Raw genomic sequence first — 22987 nt, 5'->3', positions numbered from 1 at the left:
CATTTCGTTGAGCCGCAATTTTATGTAAGTTTATATACTGAATCTTCTGGGATTGAATTTTCATTTTTTAGGCGCTAGCGCATGGACATTTTAACACCAGAAGATTGAGAAAATCAAACACGATACATACCCACATATGTATTTTTCACCGTAGGGATGTGTCGCATAATTATTTTAAAGATGAAAGCAGAGATTATTACCATAGGCGATGAGATTCTCATCGGTCAGATTATTGATACCAATTCAGGCTGGATTGCCAAACAACTGCTCCAATTCGAAGTCGATATCGTTCAAATGACATCGATCCCTGATACAGAAGAGGCTATTTCAACGACATTGAAAGAGGCTTCAACGCGGGCAGATCTTATTTTAATCACTGGAGGCCTGGGCCCGACGAAAGATGATGTGACAAAAAAAACGGCCGCAGCATATTTTGGAACCACCTTGATCCGCGATGAGCATGTACTTCGGCATGTGACCAACATATTTGAATCGCGCAATCTAACAATGCTCGACATCAATCTACAGCAGGCCGATGTTTTAGCAAATTGTGAGGTCCTATTTAACGACTATGGCACCGCGCCCGGCATGCTGGTCCATCAGGACCAAAAGAGGTTTATTTTTATGCCTGGCGTGCCCTTTGAGATGAAATTTCTGATGGAAAAACATGTGCTGCCCCTATTAGCCAAACAGGATCCTGACTTATTTATCTGTCACGAGACCATTTTGGTTGGCGGAATCGGAGAATCATATTTGGCAGAAGAAATAAAGGATATCGAAGCAGAACTTCCTTCCAGCATAAAATTGGCCTATCTACCAACCTTGGCCTTTATCCGATTGAGACTCTCTGGAAAAAGCAGGAATAAATCTGACATTATGCTCCAGGTTGCCCTTTTTAAAACAAAGCTACTCCATCGTTTACAACACTATGTCATCGCGGACTATGACACAAGCATCGAGCCCTATCTGATTAAAGAGCTTGGCCGCCGAGGTGCTACATTGACTACTGCAGAAAGTTGTACCGGGGGTAGCCTCGCCGCTTCAATAACCGCTGTAGCGGGAAGCAGCACGATATTCCTTGGTGGTACCATCCCCTACTCCAACGCGTTAAAACAACAATTGTTGAACGTCGAGGAAGAAACACTAATCCAATATGGAGCAGTAAGTGAGCAGACTGCTATCGAAATGGCTTCCGGTTCAAAAAAGGCATTTTCTTCCGACTATGCTATTGCGACAACTGGAATAGCGGGGCCAGGTGGTGGAACAGCTGAGAAACCAGTTGGCACTATTTGGGTGGCTGTTGCCGGGAAAAAGGAAATTTTAACCAAGAAGTTTCAATTTGATAACGACAGACTGATCAACATCGAACGTACCCGTATGAATGCTTTATTACTTCTATGGAAGTTGCTTGTAAAAGAAAAAGAACAGGATACACAATAAAGTAAAATAATATTTCAAAAAACACGTTATTTAAGGAATAATATTTTAAATTGTTGAAAGTAAACCACAATTTATTTAACTTCGTTTTTCTATAACGAGATTGCTAAAAAATATGGCTTTATATAAACTCTTGCTCCCAAAAATGGGAGAAAGTGTATCCGAGGCAACAATCACAAAATGGTTAAAACAACCTGGTGACCTGATTGAGGAAGATGACACTTTATTGGAAATTGCAACTGACAAAGTTGATTCAGAGGTACCTTCCCCTGTAAAAGGTGTTTTAAAAGAGCATTGCTATACCGTAGACCAGACTGTCCAAGTTGGTGAAGTCGTTGCAATTATAGAAATTGAAGGCGAAAATGAAGAACCTGCGATTCAAGCACAAGAAAATATCGCTCCTTCAGCGGCAACTCCCGAAGAGATCATAGCATTGAACATCCCAGGTGTAGACCAGCTGCCCAATGTAACAGCTGAAATTCCATCTTCTTCATACGAAAATACCCTTCGCTTCTATTCACCTTTAGTGAAAAATATCGCACGCCACGAAGGATTGTCCCAGGATGAACTTGACCGTATCCAGGGTACCGGAGCAGAGGGAAGAGTGACTAAGGAAGATATTTTAACGTATGTATCGCATCGGGATTCCTCCTCAAAATCGACAAAAGCCATTCCGGCAGAGCACACGAACACTAGCACGGGCATGGGTACGGATTCTCCAAAAATAACCTCCAGCGCTCCGTCGCATGTTCACACCGTTGCCAATGGCAGTGATGAAATCATTGAAATGGACCGTATGCGGAGATTGATAGCAGACCATATGGTCAAAAGCGTACAGACCTCTCCCCATGTATGTTCTTTTGTTGAGGCAGATGTCACCAATTTAGTTTTGTGGCGCAATAAAGTTAAAGATGCTTATAAAAAACGCGAAGGAGAAAACATCACGTTTACCCCTTTGTTTATCGAGGCTATTAGCAAGGCTCTCAAAGATTTTCCATTGGTCAATATATCGATCGACGGTTACAATATCATCAAGAAGAAAAACATCAATATTGGTATGGCTGCAGCATTGCCTAATGGCAATCTCATCGTTCCGGTCATCAAAAATGCTGACCAATTAAGCTTAGTCGGGTTGAGTAAAAGTGTCAACGACCTCGCACAACGGTCACGGGCGAATAAATTGAAGCCTGACGATACCCAAGATGGTACATTTACATTCACCAATATCGGCGCTTTCGGTAATATTATGGGAACGCCTATCATTAACCAGCCGCAAGCTGCAATCTTGGCTGTCGGTACCATTACGAAAAAACCAGCGGTTATAGAAACAGAGTATGGCGATATGATTGGTATTAGACATATGATGTATCTGTCACTCTCTTACGATCACCGTGCAATCGATGGTGCTCTCGGAGGTACTTTCTTAAAACGTGTGGCTGACTACCTGGAAAACTGGGATAGCAATAGAGTAATCTAGCAATCAGAATAAAAAAACGGCTCTTAACAGAGCCGTTTTTTGTTATTTAGTATATACTTTTGTTACTTAGTATATACGTTTTGTTACTTAAACATACTTTGTTCGAACTGTATTTTTTTCTTCTTAATCACCAATTGAAACCGCAGGTACAGTAAAAGCGAAGAGCTTAGCAGGCCCAGCGTTAACCCGTACCAAATCCCCTTGATACCCCAGTTAAACACGACGCCCATGAGGTAGCCGCTTGGTAGCCCAATAATCCAATAAGCGATAAATGTGATTAGGGTTGGTATATTCACATCCCCCATCCCACGTAACACTCCCAGACCGACAACTTGCGTACCATCAAACAATTGGAAAAGGCCCGCAATAATCAACAGCTGAGAAGCAATAATCACCACGGCATGATCTGAGGTAAAGATATAAGGCAAATAATCATTCAATAGCGCGAACAAAGACGCTGTAATCACCATAAAGATCAACACCAATTGATACGACGTGATGGCAAATCGTTCGAGACGAAAAAGATTTCGATTACCATAACTATTCCCTACCTTGATTGTTGCAGCAGCAGCAATACCACTCGCCATCATATACGTCATCGCGGCCAGCTGTATGGCTACTTGATGAGAAGCTTGCGCTGTCGCACTTATGGTACCCGCTAATAAGGATGCCCCTGCAAAAGCCCCAATTTCAAAGACATATTGCATAGCCACGGGTGCCCCGATCCGTACGATCTTCAACAATCGCTCCCGATCGACCAATGTCACTTTAAAGTATTGAATATATCCTTTAAATTTCTGCGATCGCAAGACATAGGTCATCATCACAGACATCATTAACACACGGTCGATCAATGTACTGTATCCGACTCCCTTGACCCCCATTGGGCTGATGCCAAACATCCCCTTGACAAAGATGATCGCCAAAATAATGTTCAGTACATTCCCCCAAATAGTTACATTCATCGCTTGCTTAGTAAACCCCAGGCCTTCAGCAAATTGCTTAAAGGTGCTAAATACCATTAATGGAAGCATCGATAAACTCAGAATAAGCAAATAAGGCTTTGCCTCCTTCACCACAGCCGGATCTTGGTTGAGGTGATCGATCGCCAACATTGAACCAAAATAGACCAATGCGAATAACAAGAGTCCCGCAATAATATTTAACCAAAAGCTATTAGACAACAAAATAGCACATTCTTTTTTATTATCACGACCATTCTCCTGCGCAATCAACGGCGTGATGCCATACGCTATCCCCAAACCAATGACCATAACAACCATAAAAACAGCATGTACCAACGAAACTGCCGCCAATGGAATGGTTCCTGCAAAATGTCCAACAATCACACTATCTGCGGTATGCACCAGCGTATGTCCCAATTGTGAGATCACCACTGGCCCCGCCAATACCATCGTACTTTTGTAATACGGTTTAAATGTTTTAAATTTTCCCAACATAATCGATTTCCCAAAAAAATAGCCACAAAAATACGAAGATATTTCCGCCCTATCGTCATATTAAAAAATATTTAGCAAAAATATAACAATTTACACCCATCAAATAACCGCACTTTGTTAAGTAATTTTTATGTTTCAAATACCTTAAAATTATCTTAAATTTACTTTTGGGTCTAAGAACTATAGAAATATAAATGTACCTTAGCATCTAGTTAGTAATCAAAAGAAGAGGAAAAAGAGTATGTACAATCCAGTAATAGCATTTCTAAACATCGGAACACAAGAGATGATCTTAATTGTGTTTGCAATCTTGTTACTTTTTGGAGGCAAAAAACTTCCTGAATTGGCGAGAGGTTTAGGAAGAGGAATACGTGAGTTCAAAGATGCATCAGAAGGTATCAAACGTGAAATTTCAGATCAAATCAATAATTTCGAGAAAGACATAGACGTTAAAACAGAAGTAAAAGAAGAAACTGTTCCTAATGATGTTCGTTTGGCTGAAGAGCAAGCTCAAGCAGCACACGAAGAAGGGGCTAAGCCACAGGAAGCCGTAGAAGGTTCAGAAACAGATCAACCAAAGAAAAAATATGAATTCACAACACCTGCCGGTGTCGTCGAGCATAACCCACATAAACAACCCGATTATGGCGAAGAGCCATCTCACATCACGTACGGGTATAACGATCATTTTGCTGAAACGAAAAACAACGAGGTAGAAGATAAAAAAGTTCCTGAGCAGGACAATACCAGTAAACCTGCTTAATTTTACTACTTTAGTTTATAATTAGATATACTTAGAGCTGTTGAATCACCATTCAACAGCTCTACTTTTTAAGATTAAACCGACAATGAGCTTATCAACACACGAAATTACCATTGCTAATGAGCTTTCTATTAGCGAAAAACAAGTTCGCACGACTATAGCACTATTAGACGAAGGTGCTACCGTTCCGTTTATCTCACGCTACCGTAAGGAAATGACGGGTAGTTTGGACGAAGTTCAAATCACCACGATCAGAGATCGTTTCCAGCAGCTGCGTGATTTAGATAAACGTAAAGAAGCTGTTCTTAAATCGATCAACGATCAGGGAAAATTGACACCGGAGCTTGAGCAGCAGCTTTTGGGTGCCGAAACCATGGCCAGTCTCGAAGATATCTATTTGCCTTACAAACCCAAGCGTAAAACTCGCGCCAGTGTGGCACGTGAAAAAGGTCTGCAACCTTTAGCGGATCTTATTTTAGCACAAGAAATAGGAGATTTCCTCCCCCTTGCCGACAGTTTAATAGATGAAGAAAAAGGCGTTAAGAATACAGAGGAGGCACTAGCCGGTGCCCGCGATATCATCGCAGAGATCATTGCGGAAGATGCGACAGTGAGAGCCAAAGCGAGAGCGATATTCCTCGAAAAAAGCACATTTGTTTCACGGGTAGTTCCTGGAAAGGAAGAAGCTGCACTAAAGTATAAAGATTATTACGAATGGTCTGAACCGTTGAAAAATGCACCTTCACATCGTGTGCTGGCCATGCGCCGCGGAGAAAAAGAGGAATTACTCTATTTAGATATCGATATCAATGAAGAAGAAATTCTACCAAGTATCGAATCCATCTATATTAAGGGTTCCAACGATGCCGCAGCTCAGGTAAAACTCGCCTTGGTCGATAGCTACAAGCGGCTGTTAAAACCTTCTATGGAGACGGAAATTCGTGTATTGACACGTCAAAAAGCCGATGAAGAAGCCATCAAAGTTTTTGCCGACAATGTGCGTCAACTACTTCTAGCCGCTCCACTAGGGCAGAAAAGGCTGCTCGCGATCGACCCAGGATTTCGTACAGGCTGTAAAACGGTTGTTCTGGACGAACAGGGACAGCTTAAAGAAAATACGGCCATCTTTCCGCATACAGGAGCCAATGGACTTGCAGAAGCAAAAAAAACAATTCAGTATCTAGTATCAAAATATGATATCCAAGCCATCGCAATCGGCAATGGGACCGCCGGTCGTGAAACGGAAGAATTTGTACGGAGACTCGGATTAAATAACGTTACCATCGTAATGGTCAATGAAAGTGGAGCCTCTATTTATTCGGCTTCCGAAACTGCCCGTGAAGAATTTCCAGATCAAGATGTTACGGTACGCGGCGCAGTATCTATTGGTAGACGGTTGATGGACCCATTGGCTGAACTGGTTAAGATCGATCCAAAATCGATCGGTGTCGGACAATATCAGCATGATGTAGATCAAAATAAACTCCAGACTTCATTGGATGATACCGTCATCAGTTGCGTAAATGCTGTCGGTGTCGAATTGAATACGGCCTCCAAACAAATTTTATCCTACGTTTCCGGTCTTGGTCCATCCCTGGCACAACAGATCATCAAATACCGGAATGAGAACGGTCCTTTTGCCTCCAGGCGCGAACTGAAAAAAGTTCCTCGCCTTGGCGATAAAGCCTTTGAACAAGCTGCAGGCTTTCTACGCATCCGCCATGCCGCAAACCCACTGGATTCGTCGGCGGTACACCCCGAGCGTTATGCATTGGTCGAACAAATGGCCAAAGACCTTGGCAAAAAAGTAGAAGATCTATTGACTGACGCTGACTTGCGAAAATCGATCCCTTTGAAAAACTATATCTCAGAGGAAGTTGGATTACCGACATTGAATGATATTCTCAATGAATTAGCGAAACCCGGATTAGATCCAAGGGAAAAGTTCGAAGCATTCTCATTCACAGATGGCGTCAATACCATTGGGGATTTAAAAGTGGGCATGAAGCTGCCAGGAATCGTGACGAATATTACAAATTTCGGAGCCTTTGTTGATATTGGCGTACATCAAGATGGCTTGGTACATCTAAGCCAATTATCGAATCGCTATATATCGGACCCCCATGAAGTCGTCAAAGTACAGCAACACGTCATGGTAACAGTAACAGAAGTAGACGAAAAGCGTAGTCGTATCGCATTGTCAATGAAAACAGATGAAAAGCCTGCGCTACCCAAAAACAAAAAAAATGAACCTAAAAAGCAGGCCGAGCCACAAACGGATATGGCCAGCAAGCTCGCTGCATTGGCGAGTAAGTTCAAATAGATAGTTGTAACATCCTATCGAAAAGCTGACCGTTCGCCGGACTGCCCCTCATAAAAGTGCTTAACATTTTTTGGCGGTACTGCGGCGACTGGTCAGCTTTTTTTTGATTCGATTAAATCCAATGTCCATCATTCGTATCGCTGTTTTATTTTGTATCTTTAGAGGAAACAAGTTTAGACCCGTTATGAAAAATTGTACCTTACTATTCTTCCTATTTTTTGGAATTTATTTTTCTAAAATCCAGGCACAGCAACTTCACGACGGAGCCTATCTATACCAGGATGGCATCAATAAACACTTAATGCTCGTTAAAGATCATTATATCTCGTTTATAAGTTACGATGATGTCAGAAAACGTTTTCAACATACCTGGGGTGGGCCACTTGATAAACAGCCTAATCTGATCAATATCGCCATCGAGTATAATTCACAGGATTCATCTGCCATCGGCAAAACAACTCAATTGCCGTATCGGAGTGAAGCAGACTCCCTTCGCCTAAAAATAGCCAATAGCTATCATCTCTATATTAAACAGAAAAAAGTCCCGCAGGACCTGGACGCACTTTGGCGCATCACTGGTCGCCAACAAGGAGAAAAAATGCAGGATATTCCGAAAGCAGACCGTAAAACAATCAAAATATTGGTTGATGGCTATTTTCAATGGATAGCGATTAATCCTGCACAAAAAGGTTTCTATGGTACTGGCGGGGGCAATTATCAATACGATAACAATCGGTATACTGAAAAAATACAATTCTTTTCGAGAGACAATAATCGAGTTGGGCAAGAACTGGCCTTTGACGGTGAAATTGTAGATGGCAGATGGCAGCATAGAGGAAAAAGCTCGAAAGGAGACGATATTTATGAAATTTGGAGCAAAGAAATAACTGAATAAAAAATATGACAATAGAAGAATTTCAATCACTTGAATGTCCACTTCAGCATTGGACAGCGGTACAAAAGTCACTTTGGTATGATCTGAAAGGAAATTGGAAAACCGCGCACGACCTCATCGATCAATTGGGGGGAACCGACGCAGCACATGTTCATGCTTATTTACACCGCAAAGAAGGTGATCAATGGAATGCAGAATATTGGTATCGCCGCGCCAAACAAAATGTATACAGAGGCAATCTTGATGATGAGTGGAAAGAACTCTTCAAGTGTTACGTTGTGTAATAACAATTACCCTATTTTCGGACAGGGGCTGTTCTCTTTTATATACACATGCGGAAAGTTTGCCCAATAAAATAGGCAAAATTTTACCAAAAATTAACTCAATCCTTTTTCAAACTACTTAACATCTTTAAAAACATAAAAATATTACCAAATAAGATATAACATCAACCAAATCAAGTGATATTACGTAACAAAAATAACACAAAGAAAAATAGTATAAAACTAACAAGTAGAATGGCACAGATATTGAATATAGTCTACTATACTTGAGAAAGTATACTTTTCATAAATTTAGGTTAATAATTGGTTAGGTTAAACACTTGAAGTTCCCCACTTCAAGTGTTTTTTTTTAAATCAATGCTTACTATCTTAACCCCACGCACCGCTTTTCTTTTTTAAGGGTCATACCGCGTCACTCCCGTCATTTTTTTCCATTAATTTCTGTCGGAACAAATGGGTGTCAAAGAGCGATCAAATTCGTCTTTTTCACAGTGCTTGTTCAGTGATTGTTCAGTGATTGTTCAGTGATCGCTCAGTGTAGACTGAATAAGTAATGATTAAAAACTGTATCAATACTGATTGAATAGTGGGATTAGGTATACGTTGGTATTTGCATGTATCAAGATTAATATTTACCTTAACTATTTGTAATCAAGCAATTGCGATGACCATCACAAATAGTTTGAGGCCCAAATTTTCACTCAACGGTCCGACAAAGACGAACAATATGCAGCATAACTTGCTGAAGATCGTTTCCACTTCCTGATCTTGCGGAATTACAATTGACGGAGGAAGAAATTTCAAGTCTCATTGGCGAATATAAAAGCGAGCAACCTCCTATTCAGATAAATATTACGAGAGAGGGCAACAAAGTATTTGGACAGGTCGTTGGTCAATCTTCATTTCAGCTAAAAGCGAAGGATAGAAACACGCTGGTCCAACCGCAATTTGGTGTAAAGATCGTTTTTGAACGTAACGAAAACAAAATGACACTCTATCAAAATGGACATACACTCGTTTTAAGGAAATAAGGAGATACTGCCGTTAACTACCGCAACGATTCATGGCCCTTATTCGGCATTATCTGACATTTTTAATTAGGTAGTTATGAAGTTATATCGACATCCTTCATGCGGACCGATACCCTCGTCATCACGCAATATCGCTAAAAGAGCTGTGGCTGAACTAAAACCACTGCTCTTTCAACTAAGGTGTTTTACAGTTTTTCTAAATAGAAATCATCACCATACACAGTACCGCTCAAGGGTTTATAGAAATAGACCGTAGCCGTAGTATTATTGGCGCCAGTTGTAAAAGTAACCGAAGCATTGGAATAGCTTGTCGTACCAATAGTCGCATTGACTGCAGTTCCACCAAAGTTTTTGACGCCGATACTAACTGACTGGCCAGCTGTAGACACTTTGGCGTAGCCACCGAACCGATAGGTCGTATTTGGCGTTAAACCGGTCAGGTATTGTTCAATGGATGTCTCCCCGCCCGTTTCGCGGATGCATCTGCTTCCTGTCCGGGCGTCGGTGGAAACGACCGATGATCCGCCACCCCATGTTGTCCATGGATAGATGGTACCACTTTCGAAATCGCCATTGCTAAATAAAGGTAGCTTATACACACGTACATAATCAACCTGCATACTAAAGGGCAGGTCAGCATTTGTGATCGCTCCTGGCCATCCAGCTCCACCGGCCTGATTTAAAATCAGATAAAAAGGTACGTCAAATGGCCATTGTTGCGTTCCGCCACCAGAAACCCTTGCGTAGGTATATTGCAATACATTGTTGACGTAAAATCGAATGTCGTTTGGACTCCAGATCATCGTATATAAGTTGTAATCTGTCGTATTATAAGTGGCCGCTTTTGAAGCGGTGCTTCCACCATTTGCATTGGTAACCGAGCTATTATGGATTGTATGATACATCACACTTTCGTTGTTGACATGCTCCATAATATCAATTTCACCACAGGCTGGCCAGCCTCCATACGCCGTAGCCGGTTCGGGCATCATCCAAATCGCAGGCCAGGAGCCTCTTCCTTGTGTAAACTTAGCCCTCACTTCAACTTTACCATAAGTCATACTAAATTTTCCCATCGACTTAACTCCACCCGCATGATAGGCAACAGGATCTCCGGCTACAACAGCATTATCCATACGCAATACAAGATTGCTCCCGTCTTGGGATGCATAAGCCGGCAGGGAGGTCATATACTTATTCCATGCGACAGTGCCCCTGTCTGCATAAGACCATTTTGTGGAATCAAATCCCCCGTTACTATTAAACTCATCCGACCAGATCAGTTCGTAATCTGTTGTCGCTACGGCAGTAGCATTGAATAGCTTAGTCGAGGCCTTCGCCTTACTGACTTCCGGAATCGAAGTTTTTGTTGTTGTCGAGTCTTTTTTGCAGGCAAAAATAGACAGGCTAGTTGCGATTAGGCTCAACACCAGCCAAAATTTGGTTTTTCTCATTTAGTTTTGGATTATTGGTTTTAATTAAGTTTATAGCGTTATTTGACAGCCTGTGGAGCAAGCTGCATTAGAAACGAAGATTCATTTTTTTCTTTCATTTCTTCCTTCCTGTTTTAACCAAAAGGAAGAAATGAAAGAAAATGTGTATTATTTCGATAACACGATGTGCCTGATTATTTAAAATTTACTGGCAGAAAGACAATTTTGCTGTAATTCTCTTTTTCAAATAGAACACCGAGTTTATTTTTATTTAAAAGTACTAAATCGGAATAAGCAGCATAATCCCCTTTCACACCTTCGGGAGCTTTGGCAACGACCTGATTGAAATACCATGTTTTGCCCTGATCTTTACTTAAACGAACGGTTAGATTGTCCCTTCTGTGGGTTGATGCAGCATTACAAACAGCCAATACATATTTCCCTTTCTTTTGCCAGGAAAGTACCGAGCCCTGGTTGACTGGATCGGCCAGATTTTTATCATAATAGGTTGTATCCCAACTGACACCACCATCACTGGAATAGGACACAATCCTCGATTTTACGTTACCTTGTTGATTACGGGAATTCATATACAGTCCTGTATGCGATATTTGCGCGGCCATGGTTTCATTTGATCCTTCAAATTTCACGCTCGCCCCTATCTTGAAGGTCTTTCCATGATCGTCCGAATAATACGAATGCGCAAAATAGTCCTTGCCATTTTCTTTTGGATTTCCTTCAGAATGGTTAGCAGGAATATAAATGCGTCCTTTATACTTACCAGAATCAAATTGTAAAGCATGCCCAGGTGTATTCGCATAGGTTCGCCAATCGTCCTTAAAGGTATATTGCGCATTCACTGACGGTTGATTGGGGCGATGTGTCTCGAGCGTAATATTCTGTGGCTTGGACCATGTTTTACCGCCATCGGATGAACTAATTGACCAACATTCCCGCAAGCCATTCCCTTTGCGCACTTCTCCCTCATGATTATTCCCCGTATTGTAAAAAAGTAAGAGACGTCCTTGAGGATATGCTGGATCCAATAGATCAACTACAGGTGCTGGATTTCCGACCTGTAAATTATCGTTGTCCACAGCGACTTGCAATGGCCCCCAGGTCTTTCCATTATCCTTACTAGTTTTATAAACAATATCCACATTACCAAAATCGCCAGCATGATCCACCCGACCTTCGGCAAAAGCAATTAACTGCCCATTTTTATCCTTTACAATGGCAGGTATACGATAGCTTTTATAGCCCTCTTCGCCTGAAACAAACACATTCACTTCCTGTGCATGGCAGATACTGGCTAACATTGCAAATACCACCATTGTTCCTAATTTCTTCATATCGATATAAGTTTATTGTTACTTTTCTTTAAAAATTTCATCTGCATTCATGCATTGTGACATACGATTTACTGCTCCCTTTCAATCGGGAGGCAGGTAAACATCCATTTTAGTGGATTTTGCCAGTCTTTCCCTTGTAATTTCCCCACAGGCAGTTTGACTACAATGGTATTCCAGCCCTTGCGCAATTGAATCATCGTAGGACTTCGGTAACTGTATCCCTCATCAATTAAGGGGACTTCCAAGTCTCCTTTTTTGCCCGCCTGTTGCCAATCTGGCGGAAGCACTTTATGTCCATTGACCCAAAGTGTGCTCATTCGATCGTCCCAGGTCCCCAAATGTGGTGAATCACTGGCATACGAACGCGAGAGATCATTAAAACCGATCCAAAAACCTTGGTCGCCCCCTTTTTCACTCCACACTTTGCTCAGGGCATACACGGTACTATTTTCAAGTGGACGGTCAATCGCCCCTTTAACAACATCAGCCCACCAATGGCGCAATACAATGGTACCTCCGTAAAACTCGCCGATCTTTTTCAAAGCGTTAAAATCTCCTGCAGCTTCATTTTTTAAGGCCATACCCAGATCGCCTTTATTTTCCACAGGCCCGTATAATATCCATTTTTGCCTACTTTGTTGGTGGTAGGGAAAGATAAGACCATTAAAATACAGTTGTTTATGTGTAAGTAAACGCTTTTCAAATTCGACAAAATCAGCCAATCCTTTCACATCCGTTTTGATATTACTACGCCATGCAAAATCCCCTCCCCCTCGCCAGCTGCGCTCCGCAAATGTCAATAAAGCGGGGTAAACTCCATTTTGACGAAATAGATCGTTTTCATTCTTCACCGCGCGATCGGGCCATGAACATAGCGTAGCACCCATTAACTTTTCATTTTCTGAAGACTGTCCGCCCAACTGCCTATAGAACAAGGTCGTCACCGTTTCTAAAGGATCCATGTGATTGATGTACAAGTGCTTTGAATCAATGACTTCAAAAGGCGAATCATTAGTAATAGCTTTTGGGCCACCCATCCAAAGCTGCCGGATTGTGTTTGGCTGCAAATTGCCGCCGGGTTCCCAACCAATAGTTTTTAGACCCAAATCCTCCGTCCATGTTGTCATCATCGGTAAAAATTCTTGATTATGAATTTTCACCTCATCCCCCCCAATATGCAGATAAGGTAGTCCAGGATAAGTGTTTGCAAATTCCTTAACCAGTTCCTTGAGGATAGCTATGCCGCTATCGCTCTGCATATCAGTTTTAAAATAACGGCGAAATGCTGCTGAATGTCCCGGCATATCAATTTCGGGTACAAGTTGGATATGCCGATCACGACAATACCGAATTAGTTCTTGCATTTCCTCAACGGTATAATACTTTCCCTTCCAACGCTCCATATTCGTCGAGTCGGTCAAACCGGGATATTTTTTGCTGATCAGTCGCCAAGCAATATCCTCAGTGAAATGAAAGTGAAAAATATTCAGTTTATAGCGCGCCATGACATCGATCTGCTCCTTTAGCACATCCATTGACTGAAAATTTCGTCCGACGTCTACCAAGTAACCGCGCCAGCGAAAGGAAGGATAATCGGTAATGGAGCAATAGGGCAACTTGCCATCACTGCCTCTGAGTTGACCCAGAGTTTGTAAGGCATAAAAAACACCGCTACTCGTTCTGGCTTCGATCTGTATTCCCTGTTCATCTACGTCGATCCGATAAGCCTCCAATGATGCCGAAGGTAAAACCAATTCGTGATCACAAACAATGGTGATATTTTTATTCTTGAAGTTGTCGAAAATAACCTGAGTTACATTCCAATCTTTCAACAAGAGGCTTAACATCTGCCTATCAGCATTTTCAACCTCCCCTTTGATATGCACATGGACAAGATCCGGCAAACAATAACGCCCTGTTTTCCAGCTCACAGCATGGGGCATAGGAAGCAAAGGAGGTTTGATTGAATCCGGTAGACAGCATAAAGGACTGATTAAAATAAGAATAACCAGCAGACCGGATAGCAATGTACATGTAATGGACTTTTGGTGCTCCATAATCTTCTACTTAAGGGAATTAAATTCCTTTAAAGTTTGCATACAATACCATTCTTGGCGAGGGAGATGGAAAGGACCTTTAAACAAATTCCCTTTTGCGGTTTGGGCAATCTTCCCATCACGATGGAGGTAACCATACCACTCGCCATTGATTTTATCGTGAAAATGATCATAGGCATACTGATTGATCTGCTGATGCCAATTTTTATATTTCTCATTCCCAGTCATCAGGTAAGCGAGTAATGTTGCGATAATCGTTTCATTCTGCGGCCACCAAAATTTCATATCTTGCCAATATTCTTGTACTGGCTTTCCATAGACATCTTGAAAATAGAGTATACCACCATATTCTTTATCCCAGCCCCGTTCCCACATATAATCCAACATACGACAGCCTAGATCAATCAAATGCGGATCGTTTCCCCGGGATCTAGCTTCATGTAGGATAAACCAAGCTCCTTCGATAGCATGTCCGGGATTGAGTGTACGACCGTCAATATGATCGACAATTTCACCTTCAGGTCCTACTTGTTCCATCACGCAGCGAATATCGTCCTTAACAAAATCACGTTCAATCTGTGCGATACAATCACTGATGACACGATCACAACGCGGATCCCCAATGGTCTCACGAATCTGCTGTGCCGTATTGATCATAATCATCGGCACACCTATTCCCTTCATTGGCCTTGTGGCTTCATACTTTGGTTCGATCAATTTTTCTCCATTTGCATACGCGAGGCAAATTCCCAACAGATGTCGTGCTTCATCTGCTATCTCCTCGTCTCCAGTAGCTTTTGCATAGGCTGCAAAGGCGATTGCTGCGAAAGTCTCCGAAAAGAAATAGCGACGCATACGAATAGGATCGCCTAGGCGGTCAACATGAAAATACATTTTTCCATTAGCGTCAAAACAATGCTCTTTCAAAAATTCATAGCCGATTCGGGCTCCTTCCAGCCATTCCTCTTTTTGTTCAACCGTATTGTAAAGTGTGGCCAGCAACCAGCATGCCCTTCCCTGTATCCATACGGCTTTATCGGTATCTATCAAAGTCCCATCCTGATCGCGCATGAACAAATATCCGCCATATTCATGGTCAATGGACCGTGGAAACCAAAATGGTACAGTGTCTTTTAAAAGCTGATCACGATAGAATACTTCCAAATCCTTCAAGTAATCCCTGTCTATTATTTTTGCGGTATCTTTTATACTTATCTGTTTCATGTGTTTTACTACTTACATCAATTCATTTCTATTTATTGAATCTTCAAAGCGAAAGTGGATACCGGTGTTCCAATTTCATTTTGAAGATTTGCTCTACTGAATGGTTCGAATCCATACAGGATTTTGGTGATTTGGAAATTCGGTTTAACGATCTCGATGGTATTATCTGATAGGATATTTGCGTTTACATTGAAAATCCGTCCTTTATTGTCCATCAGCTGAAACCCTCTTACCGCTGTATTTTCCTGAGTTTTTAATTTTTTACATTGATCAAATATCAATACCAGCTTATCCTCATGAAATGCACAACTGACCGGCTCAGGATGATCGGCATTCAGTTCAACGTTATACAAGTGTTCCTGCACTAAATTTGCCAAGCGCTGGCCTATTGTAATCTTTTCACGGGGATGTACATCCAAAGAATCTCCTACATCGAGCGTTACGGCCATGTATGTACCTTTAATGCCCTTTTCCAATAAGCGTTGTGCGTTTCTAAAATCTCCCCATGAAGGCCTGTCTATACTGGAGAGCTGCGCGAAGAAAAAGGGCAGTTCTTGGTGAAAATTCTTCCGCCAGGAAGAAACCAATGTTTTAAAAAGACGTTCGTAAAGTTCTATATTATGCGCATTGCTTTCACCTTGATACCACAGTATTCCTTTCAACCCGGTGTTTAACCATTTGCTGACGCCAGCTTCAAAATTGTAAGCTGGTTGATACGGATGACGTTGATTTTTCACGTTCGAACCAGCGAGATTCTGACCCGCACGTTCCCGACAGAACTCCTGCACAAAATCAGATTTTTGCCAGTTATGAATATAAGAAGCCAGCAAATCATCGTTTTCCAATGATTTACGGTCAATCCACGACTCCGTATTGGATCCACCGACAGACAGATCAATAATGCCAATAGGAATATGTTGTTCTTTGGCTATTTGTTCAGCAAAACCATAAGCTACTGCGGAGAACTGTGCTGCTTCATCTTCAGCCGCTTGCCTCCAGCTGCCGTTGAAATAGGCCAAATCGTTTACTTCCCTTAAGGTTACGGTATCCCATGCAACGGCATTGGTCTCCACAAGGTTGCGGCACTTAAAAAGGCGCAGATTGTGTAGTCTGCCGGCATTTCTGATCAACGAATCACTGTTTGTGGCACGGCGAAGTTGAAAAGCCATATTCGATTGTCCCGAAGCGAGATATACATCGCCAAAAAGAATATTTTTCAACACTACTTTCTGTCTGCCAGAACTTACTGCGATTTCATAAGGTCCCCCAGCTTCCATTTTGGGTAACTTGATTTCCCAGGAACCATCAGGATTGACCTTAGTCTTATAGCTTTTCTTATTGAAAACAATGTTGATCTCTGCGGCAGCAGTGCCCTTACCAAAGATGCTATTCTCCCAATTACGCTGGAGCACCATATCCGAACCGATGGTTTCGGCCACTTGTAGTTTTTGGCTAAGAGGTACCAGTGCATTAGCCACCTGTCTCGCAATCATTGTTGCTCCTTGCTTATTTGGATGCAAGTAGTCGTCGAAAAGATCTATTCGATACCGAAGCGGGGTGTTGAGATCAATCAGTCCGACTTGATTATTTTGAGCAATCTGAGGAATCAATTCCTGAATCTGGTTGTACCAATCGCGGGTTCCTGAGAGAAAACGCGGATGACCGCTAAAGATAGGCGTCAATCGACAGATGTAAATTTGCATTTTGGGATTAACGGATCGTATGGAATCAATCAAATCCGCGTAATCTGATGCAAAGGAGTATTTATAATTTGGCCAGTTTCTCGGATCGGTATCATTGAGTCCCAAATGTATAATGGCAACATCGGGTTTAAAATCCAAGGCCTTCTTGTATTCCTCTGTTTTAAAATAAGGTCTATGCCCCTTACGTAAAAGAGTGGCTCCTGAATGGCCAAAATTCCGTACTTCAAACCGCTGGCCCAACAATGACTGAAGCTGCCCTGGATAAGAATCCAGCCTAGGATTGCCGAGGCCATAACCAAAGGTTACGGAGTTACCAATACAAGCTACCTTTGTCCGGGGCTGTCCCAAGGAAATTAAGATGGAAAGGATCAAACAAAAAAGTAGGCCTCCTTTTTTTGAAATACTGATAGGCATTATGTGGATGAAGGGTTTCATATTCATGATTTATTCATTCAGGATATAGCTGCGGTTACTTTTCCAGTGTTTTCGGTTTAAGAAATAGGATTTGCAAGAGAAGTGCTAACAGTACCGCAGCCCCCAATAATGCAAAGCCTAACCCAAAATGGCCTTCATCCTTAAATCTTCCCAGCCATTGTGTGATGACAGCTCCAGCAAATACACCTACCATATTCATAAAGCCATAAGCGGTTGCCCGCAAATTTTTGGGAACAACCTGACAAAGAATAGGCATATTGTTGGCATCGAAAATACCAAAGCCAATTCCAAAACAGACTGCCGCCCCCACAACTGCAGTTAAGGTCTGACCTAACCCTAAAAACAATAAAGCCGGTATAGTCAGTCCAAGACCAATGGCACTGGTATAGATGCGACCGCGGATATGTTTTTGCACCCATCGGTCACTGAGTATTCCGCCGGCGATAACCCCGATAAAGGATGAGATCGCAATTGTAATTGTCGACAATGGACCTGCACTGGCCATTGGAATATTTAGGCTATCTGCAAACAATGTTGGCAGCCAATTTTTGATGGCCCAACCCGGTAAGCTTGGAGCGGCGAAATAAAACAATAGAATCCAGAATGCTACATTGGAAAATAGCAGCAGTAAGCTTTTAAAGAGGGGTAATTGATCTTCTGAAGTACGCTCATCAGTTGACGGTTCGTGCTTCTTCTCCAGGAGCAAGACTGCAAGTAGGAGGGCATAACATATTCCGATAATTCCAAACCAATGAAAAGCAGTATGCCATCCTTTTGAAGCGGCTAATGTTGCACCAAAACCGCCTAAAGCCTGTCCCGTATAGAGTCCTGTCATATGTAGCCCAATGGCCAGCGATCGATTTTTTCCAGTATGGTAATCGGCGATCAAGGAAAGGGCTGTCGGGATATACAGCGCTTCACTAAACCCCATAATAGCCCGTAGTACCAATAGTGTTGTGTAATCGTGCGCCATCCCCATACCATAAGTTACCGCTGACCAAACAAAAAGACTGCCTACGATCAGCCATTTTCTATTGCTACGATCGGCAACGATACCCGCTATCGGACTCATAAGACCATAGATGTAAAGAAACACGGCCATCAATACACCAAAAGTCTCAGCACGCTGCAATTGTGGAATATCGACCTGCATGGCTTCGCGCATAGTTGATAGCATCTGCCGGTCCATATAATTCAGCAGGGCTACCCCCCAAAGGAGTGCTACAACGAGCCACGGGTAAAAAGATTTATGTCGTAAAGAAGAGATCATCTTAAGCTTTATCAGGGTTATATGAATTTTTTATATCTTATTTTTTCAATCCTATTTATTAGAAAATGTTGCTACTAAAATCTCAGGAGTACGAACGCCTGCCTTAATTTCGCCGCTAGGCAAAATGATCATGTCGTCCCAGACCACCGCTGTCGTGGTCACCGGCCCATCCGATGGCAGATCCGCCATCCGGCTCCATTTTTTAAGATTCAAATCATAGCGCCATATTGCTCTACCGAAACCAGGATGATTGATTTGCAATTTGTTTTTAGCATCAATAAGTTGCTGTCTCTTCGATGGATTCGCTTCCTTTTTAGCGTCAAAGATCAACGATTCCACCCGATGGAAGGTATCACCCCGATCTGCGCTCAGCAACCATATTCCTTGGTCGGGTAATAAACATGCGGTTCCTGCCGCAGCAGGAAAAGGAATGTCTGCCTGTTTAGACCAGGTACGACCATCATCGGTAGAGCACCATAATTCATGGTATAACGTTGAAGGGCTCTCAGGATGAGCCTTTCTTCCACCCAGTAGATAAAGATTATTTTGGCTATCAGACAACAATTGTACATGGGAGACGGCATAGGGTAATTTTCCCACACAGCCCCATCCTTTTTCAAGATGCGCCAGATCCAATTGCAACACTTGGTCCGATACCGTATCCTGCTTTTCACCACCGACGATGACGAGTTTATTCCCATAAACTACCGCTCCCATATTGGCAAGCGGAAATGGGAGATCCGGAAAGTCTGACACCGAAATTTTCTTGTTAGAGCCATCGTATTTAATTAGTCGACAAGCGGCTGTTTTTCCTTCAGGAGTCTCTCCACCGATAACCAGCAATCCATCGGGTAGACTCAGGCTGGCAGTGTATGCAACCGCCATAGAAAGACTATCCTGCGCTGCTAAGCGTAGTCTTACCCCTTCTTTTCTGTAAATAAATACTTCTTTTTGGATCTCTTTCGCACCGCCTTCCCAGGGTGGTAAATGCGGGAAATTCGCTCCACCGGCAATCAGAAGACAATCGCCTGTGACACCAGCTATTGGTCCTGCCAAACCAATATGCGCCTTTCCATCTTGCATAGCCGGCAACGTAATGCCTTTATGCCATTCCAATTGACCGACTTGCGCATCAACAGCTCCTGTAAACAGTATTCCCACGATAACTCCCATCCAATGTTGTTTTGTCATATCTATTTATTGTTGAACATACTCGCCAAGCTATTCTTAGTTATCTCCTGAGGGAAACACGTTAGCCCACAAGAACAAGTGAGCTAACTTAATGTGCGCAAAAACCCTGAAAGCCAACTTTCACCGCATCTTCCGTAAACAGTTCAAACTGCTCAACAGACATATTTTTCACGGGCAATCTAAATGCTCCGCAGTCAAGCCCAATTAATTTCATATACGCTTTCCCTACTGAAATACCACCATACTTCCCTAACAACGTGATCATATCGATAGATTGCTGCTGCAAAGCATTAGCTTTTTCAAGCTCTCCCTTATCATAAGCCTCCATAAGTGCAAGGTATAAAGGTGCTGCGTAGTTATAGGTACTTCCGACCGCTCCTTTGTTACCTAATACCAAAGCGGACAGCATATTCTCATCTCTTCCCCATAACATATCATACTTGCGATCTGCATAATTCATACAGCTTAGAAAATCCATAAAATCTTCGTGTGTATATTTGATTCCCTTAAAATTGGGTATCACCCCATCAATCTGCTTCAACAGGTCGATCATCTGGAAATTTCCGCCGGTCAATACAGGAATATGATAATAATAGAAAGCCGTATTCGGTGCCGCACGTGCAATTTCCACACAACATTTTGCCAATTGATCCACATTAGCAGGTTTGAAATAAGATGGTGCAGTAAATGACACGACATCGACCCCTGCTTGCTCGGCCAGCCTAGCCAATTGTTGGCATTCTTTGATATTCGTTCCACCCAGAAGCATCATGAGTGTAAATGCATCATCCTCTTTTGTCAATCTGGCCCAAGCTGTCATCACTGCAACTTTTTCCTCAAAAGTCAACGACACCCCTTCTCCGGTAGAGCCACAAATAAAGGCACCCGTGACGCGGTTGCGCTTTAACATCGCATAGTATTGCGGAATCAGCTCAAGATTCAATTCTCCGTTTTCATCGAAAGGAGTAAATGGCGCTGCAATTAATCCTGAGATTTTTTGATTTAGCATATGGTATTTTATATAAAAAGTTAACAATATCCTGTCTCAGACCTTCGCGTGGGATTGAGACAGGATATTCGTTTTTAGGTTCCCTTATAACCTGGATTTTGCTGATCATTTAATTTGGGATCTACAGTAAGTGTCCCCAAGTCTATTGGCCATAAGATTTTATGTTTCTGACCATCAATATTGTTCAATACGCCGACTAAGTTCAAATCTTTACGAAACACCAATGGTTTTCCAGCAGAATCCTGCATGCGTCGCAAATCGAACCATCGCTTGCCCTCGGACACAAATTCCTTTGTACGTTCATAGAAGATCGCTAATTCGTTTGCCTCAAAACTGCTATTTATAAACAAAGGTGCTTTTCCAGCGTATGCCCGATTACGTACAGCCATGATTTCGGCAGTTGGATCCTCTCCCAATTTATTCTTAATTTCCGCCAACAATAAATAGGCTTCCGATAGACGATAAACAGGATAATCATCAGAATAGTTACGAACGCCGTCTATCAAAGTTCCCAAGAATTTTCTAAATACTATGGCAGATGTATTTCCTTTATTAAAATTAAGGAATGTTGCATTTGCCCTCGTATCAGCCTTTTCATATAATCTGTAGAGGTCCATTTTATACTCGTAACGGATCAAACCCGTGGATCCAGCCTGAAGAGGATCTTTTGGAATTGCCTGCCCATTATCATCTACATAGCCTGTGATATCATCACTTGCCGCATAAATGAAATTACTGAAAAATGAAGTCGCTTCTCCATTTAGGTAACGAAGTACAAAGATCATTTCAGCATTACCTTTCATCGCTGGTACACTGGCAGATTTAAAGGCCTCTGCAAAATTGCTGACAAGCGTATATTTAGGAATTACTTCTTCTATAGCGGCTTTTGCAAGTTTTAATTCCGCAAGACTATTCTCTGGGGCCTTTCCATCCACATCAACTTTGGCCGACCATAAATATACCTCCGTTTTTAACATTTTTGTTGCCGCCAAAGACCATTGTCCTTTTTGATTTTTAGTCTCGTAGTTTCCTGAAAACGATTTTTCCGATTTATCAACTTCCGATTTGATAAAGTCTAAGGTTTCTTTTTCCGTTTCTGTTCGCGCCTTATATGCTTCTTCTGCCGAGGTCGGGGTATTAATTGCTGCTTGTGGTTCTGTCACCAAAGGCACCCGGCCATAAGTTCTAAACAAATAGAAATAATAAAAAGCACGCAGTCCGTAGGCTTGCCCCAAATAGTAACCCTTTTGCAGATCTGTCAAATAATCGGCTTTCTCAACCTGATAAATAAAATTGTTTACCTGAAAAATTGGCGCGTACAATCCAGCCCAGCCCGATATGCCAGGAGAACTTTCACGAATATCCTGTGTAATTATCCCTGCTGAGTTCAATGATGCTGTTCCTGTAAAACTGGTACCATCTCTTAAGGTTCCCCCACGCAGTTCACCCAAATTCCATAAGTTTTGCTGTTGTCCACGTAACTGGGTGTGGAGTCCCAACATAGCACCAGCAACCTGCTCGTTGCTTTTCCAGAAACTGCCGCTGGCAAAGTAATCCTCGGGACTAAGGTCTAAGTCAATTTCTTTGCAAGAAGAAAACAGAAAGACTGCAAGACCTATATATATAAATATCTTTTTCATAAT

Annotated in this window: 17 protein-coding genes; 7 read left to right on the top strand and 10 right to left on the bottom strand. The window is 42.2% G+C overall.

Annotation, left to right across the window (positions count from 1 at the left end; all coding sequences use genetic code 11):
• Positions 1–180: 180 nt before the first annotated feature.
• Together B3600_RS06395 and B3600_RS06390 are read left to right on the top strand one after the other, a co-directional pair.
• Positions 181–1440, top strand: a complete 1260-nt coding sequence (locus tag B3600_RS06395; protein WP_286752433.1) for a competence/damage-inducible protein A — start codon at positions 181–183, stop codon at positions 1438–1440.
• A 112-nt stretch (positions 1441–1552) separates the two neighbouring features.
• Positions 1553–2914: a dihydrolipoamide acetyltransferase family protein gene (locus B3600_RS06390; RefSeq protein ID WP_286752432.1), complete on the top strand. Its 1362-nt coding sequence runs from the start codon at positions 1553–1555 to the stop codon at positions 2912–2914.
• Between the two features lie 83 nt (positions 2915–2997).
• Here B3600_RS06390 and B3600_RS06385 read toward each other — a convergent pair whose 3' ends face one another.
• Entirely contained in the window at positions 2998–4374 is a 1377-nt protein-coding gene (locus B3600_RS06385; protein ID WP_070564888.1) for an MATE family efflux transporter, read from the bottom strand.
• A 241-nt stretch (positions 4375–4615) separates the two neighbouring features.
• On the opposite strand from B3600_RS06385, the gene B3600_RS06380 reads away from it, so the two are divergent.
• From B3600_RS06380 to B3600_RS06360, 5 genes are all read left to right on the top strand, one after another.
• Positions 4616–5137 (top strand): Sec-independent protein translocase subunit TatA/TatB, encoded by a 522-nt coding sequence (locus B3600_RS06380; RefSeq protein WP_046673947.1) that lies wholly within the window; start codon positions 4616–4618, stop codon positions 5135–5137.
• Between the two features lie 85 nt (positions 5138–5222).
• On the top strand, positions 5223–7460 hold the full coding sequence (locus B3600_RS06375; RefSeq protein ID WP_286752431.1) for a Tex family protein: 2238 nt from the start codon (positions 5223–5225) through the stop codon (positions 7458–7460).
• A 184-nt stretch (positions 7461–7644) separates the two neighbouring features.
• Positions 7645–8355 (top strand): hypothetical protein, encoded by a 711-nt coding sequence (locus B3600_RS06370; protein WP_070564880.1) that lies wholly within the window; start codon positions 7645–7647, stop codon positions 8353–8355.
• Positions 8356–8360: 5 nt separating this feature from the next.
• Positions 8361–8639, top strand: a complete 279-nt coding sequence (locus B3600_RS06365) for a hypothetical protein (RefSeq protein ID WP_286752430.1) — start codon at positions 8361–8363, stop codon at positions 8637–8639.
• Positions 8640–9421: 782 nt separating this feature from the next.
• A complete protein-coding gene (locus B3600_RS06360) occupies positions 9422–9670 on the top strand; it encodes a hypothetical protein (RefSeq protein ID WP_286752429.1) in 249 nt (82 codons plus the stop codon).
• Positions 9671–9855: 185 nt separating this feature from the next.
• Here B3600_RS06360 and B3600_RS06355 read toward each other — a convergent pair whose 3' ends face one another.
• The 9 genes from B3600_RS06355 to B3600_RS06315 form a co-directional block, all read right to left on the bottom strand.
• Positions 9856–11124 (bottom strand): family 16 glycosylhydrolase, encoded by a 1269-nt coding sequence (locus B3600_RS06355; RefSeq protein WP_070564865.1) that lies wholly within the window; start codon positions 11122–11124, stop codon positions 9856–9858.
• A gap of 173 nt (positions 11125–11297) precedes the next feature.
• Positions 11298–12455 carry a sialidase family protein gene (locus B3600_RS06350; protein WP_286752428.1) on the bottom strand — a complete coding sequence of 386 codons (1158 nt, stop codon included), beginning with the start codon at positions 12453–12455 and terminating at the stop codon, positions 11298–11300.
• Positions 12456–12523: 68 nt separating this feature from the next.
• Positions 12524–14512 (bottom strand): family 20 glycosylhydrolase, encoded by a 1989-nt coding sequence (locus B3600_RS06345; RefSeq protein WP_286752427.1) that lies wholly within the window; start codon positions 14510–14512, stop codon positions 12524–12526.
• A 6-nt stretch (positions 14513–14518) separates the two neighbouring features.
• A complete protein-coding gene (locus tag B3600_RS06340; RefSeq protein WP_083295890.1) occupies positions 14519–15736 on the bottom strand; it encodes an AGE family epimerase/isomerase in 1218 nt (405 codons plus the stop codon).
• A gap of 32 nt (positions 15737–15768) precedes the next feature.
• Positions 15769–17874, bottom strand: coding sequence for a GDSL-type esterase/lipase family protein (locus B3600_RS06335; RefSeq protein WP_286752426.1), 2106 nt, complete (start codon positions 17872–17874; stop codon positions 15769–15771).
• 34 nt (positions 17875–17908) lie between these two features.
• Positions 17909–19144, bottom strand: coding sequence for an MFS transporter (locus B3600_RS06330; RefSeq protein WP_286752425.1), 1236 nt, complete (start codon positions 19142–19144; stop codon positions 17909–17911).
• 51 nt (positions 19145–19195) lie between these two features.
• Complete coding sequence (locus tag B3600_RS06325; protein WP_286752424.1) at positions 19196–20335, bottom strand: hypothetical protein; 1140 nt, start codon at positions 20333–20335, stop codon at positions 19196–19198.
• 88 nt (positions 20336–20423) lie between these two features.
• Positions 20424–21344 (bottom strand): dihydrodipicolinate synthase family protein, encoded by a 921-nt coding sequence (locus tag B3600_RS06320; RefSeq protein ID WP_115049664.1) that lies wholly within the window; start codon positions 21342–21344, stop codon positions 20424–20426.
• Between the two features lie 74 nt (positions 21345–21418).
• Positions 21419–22984, bottom strand: a complete 1566-nt coding sequence (locus B3600_RS06315; RefSeq protein ID WP_286752423.1) for a RagB/SusD family nutrient uptake outer membrane protein — start codon at positions 22982–22984, stop codon at positions 21419–21421.
• Between the last annotated feature and the right edge of the window lie 3 nt (positions 22985–22987).

Source organism: Sphingobacterium sp. UBA2480 (assembly GCF_002341965.1).
GTDB classification, from domain to species: domain Bacteria; phylum Bacteroidota; class Bacteroidia; order Sphingobacteriales; family Sphingobacteriaceae; genus Sphingobacterium; species Sphingobacterium multivorum.
This window is presented reverse-complemented; position numbering and strand designations above follow the sequence as displayed.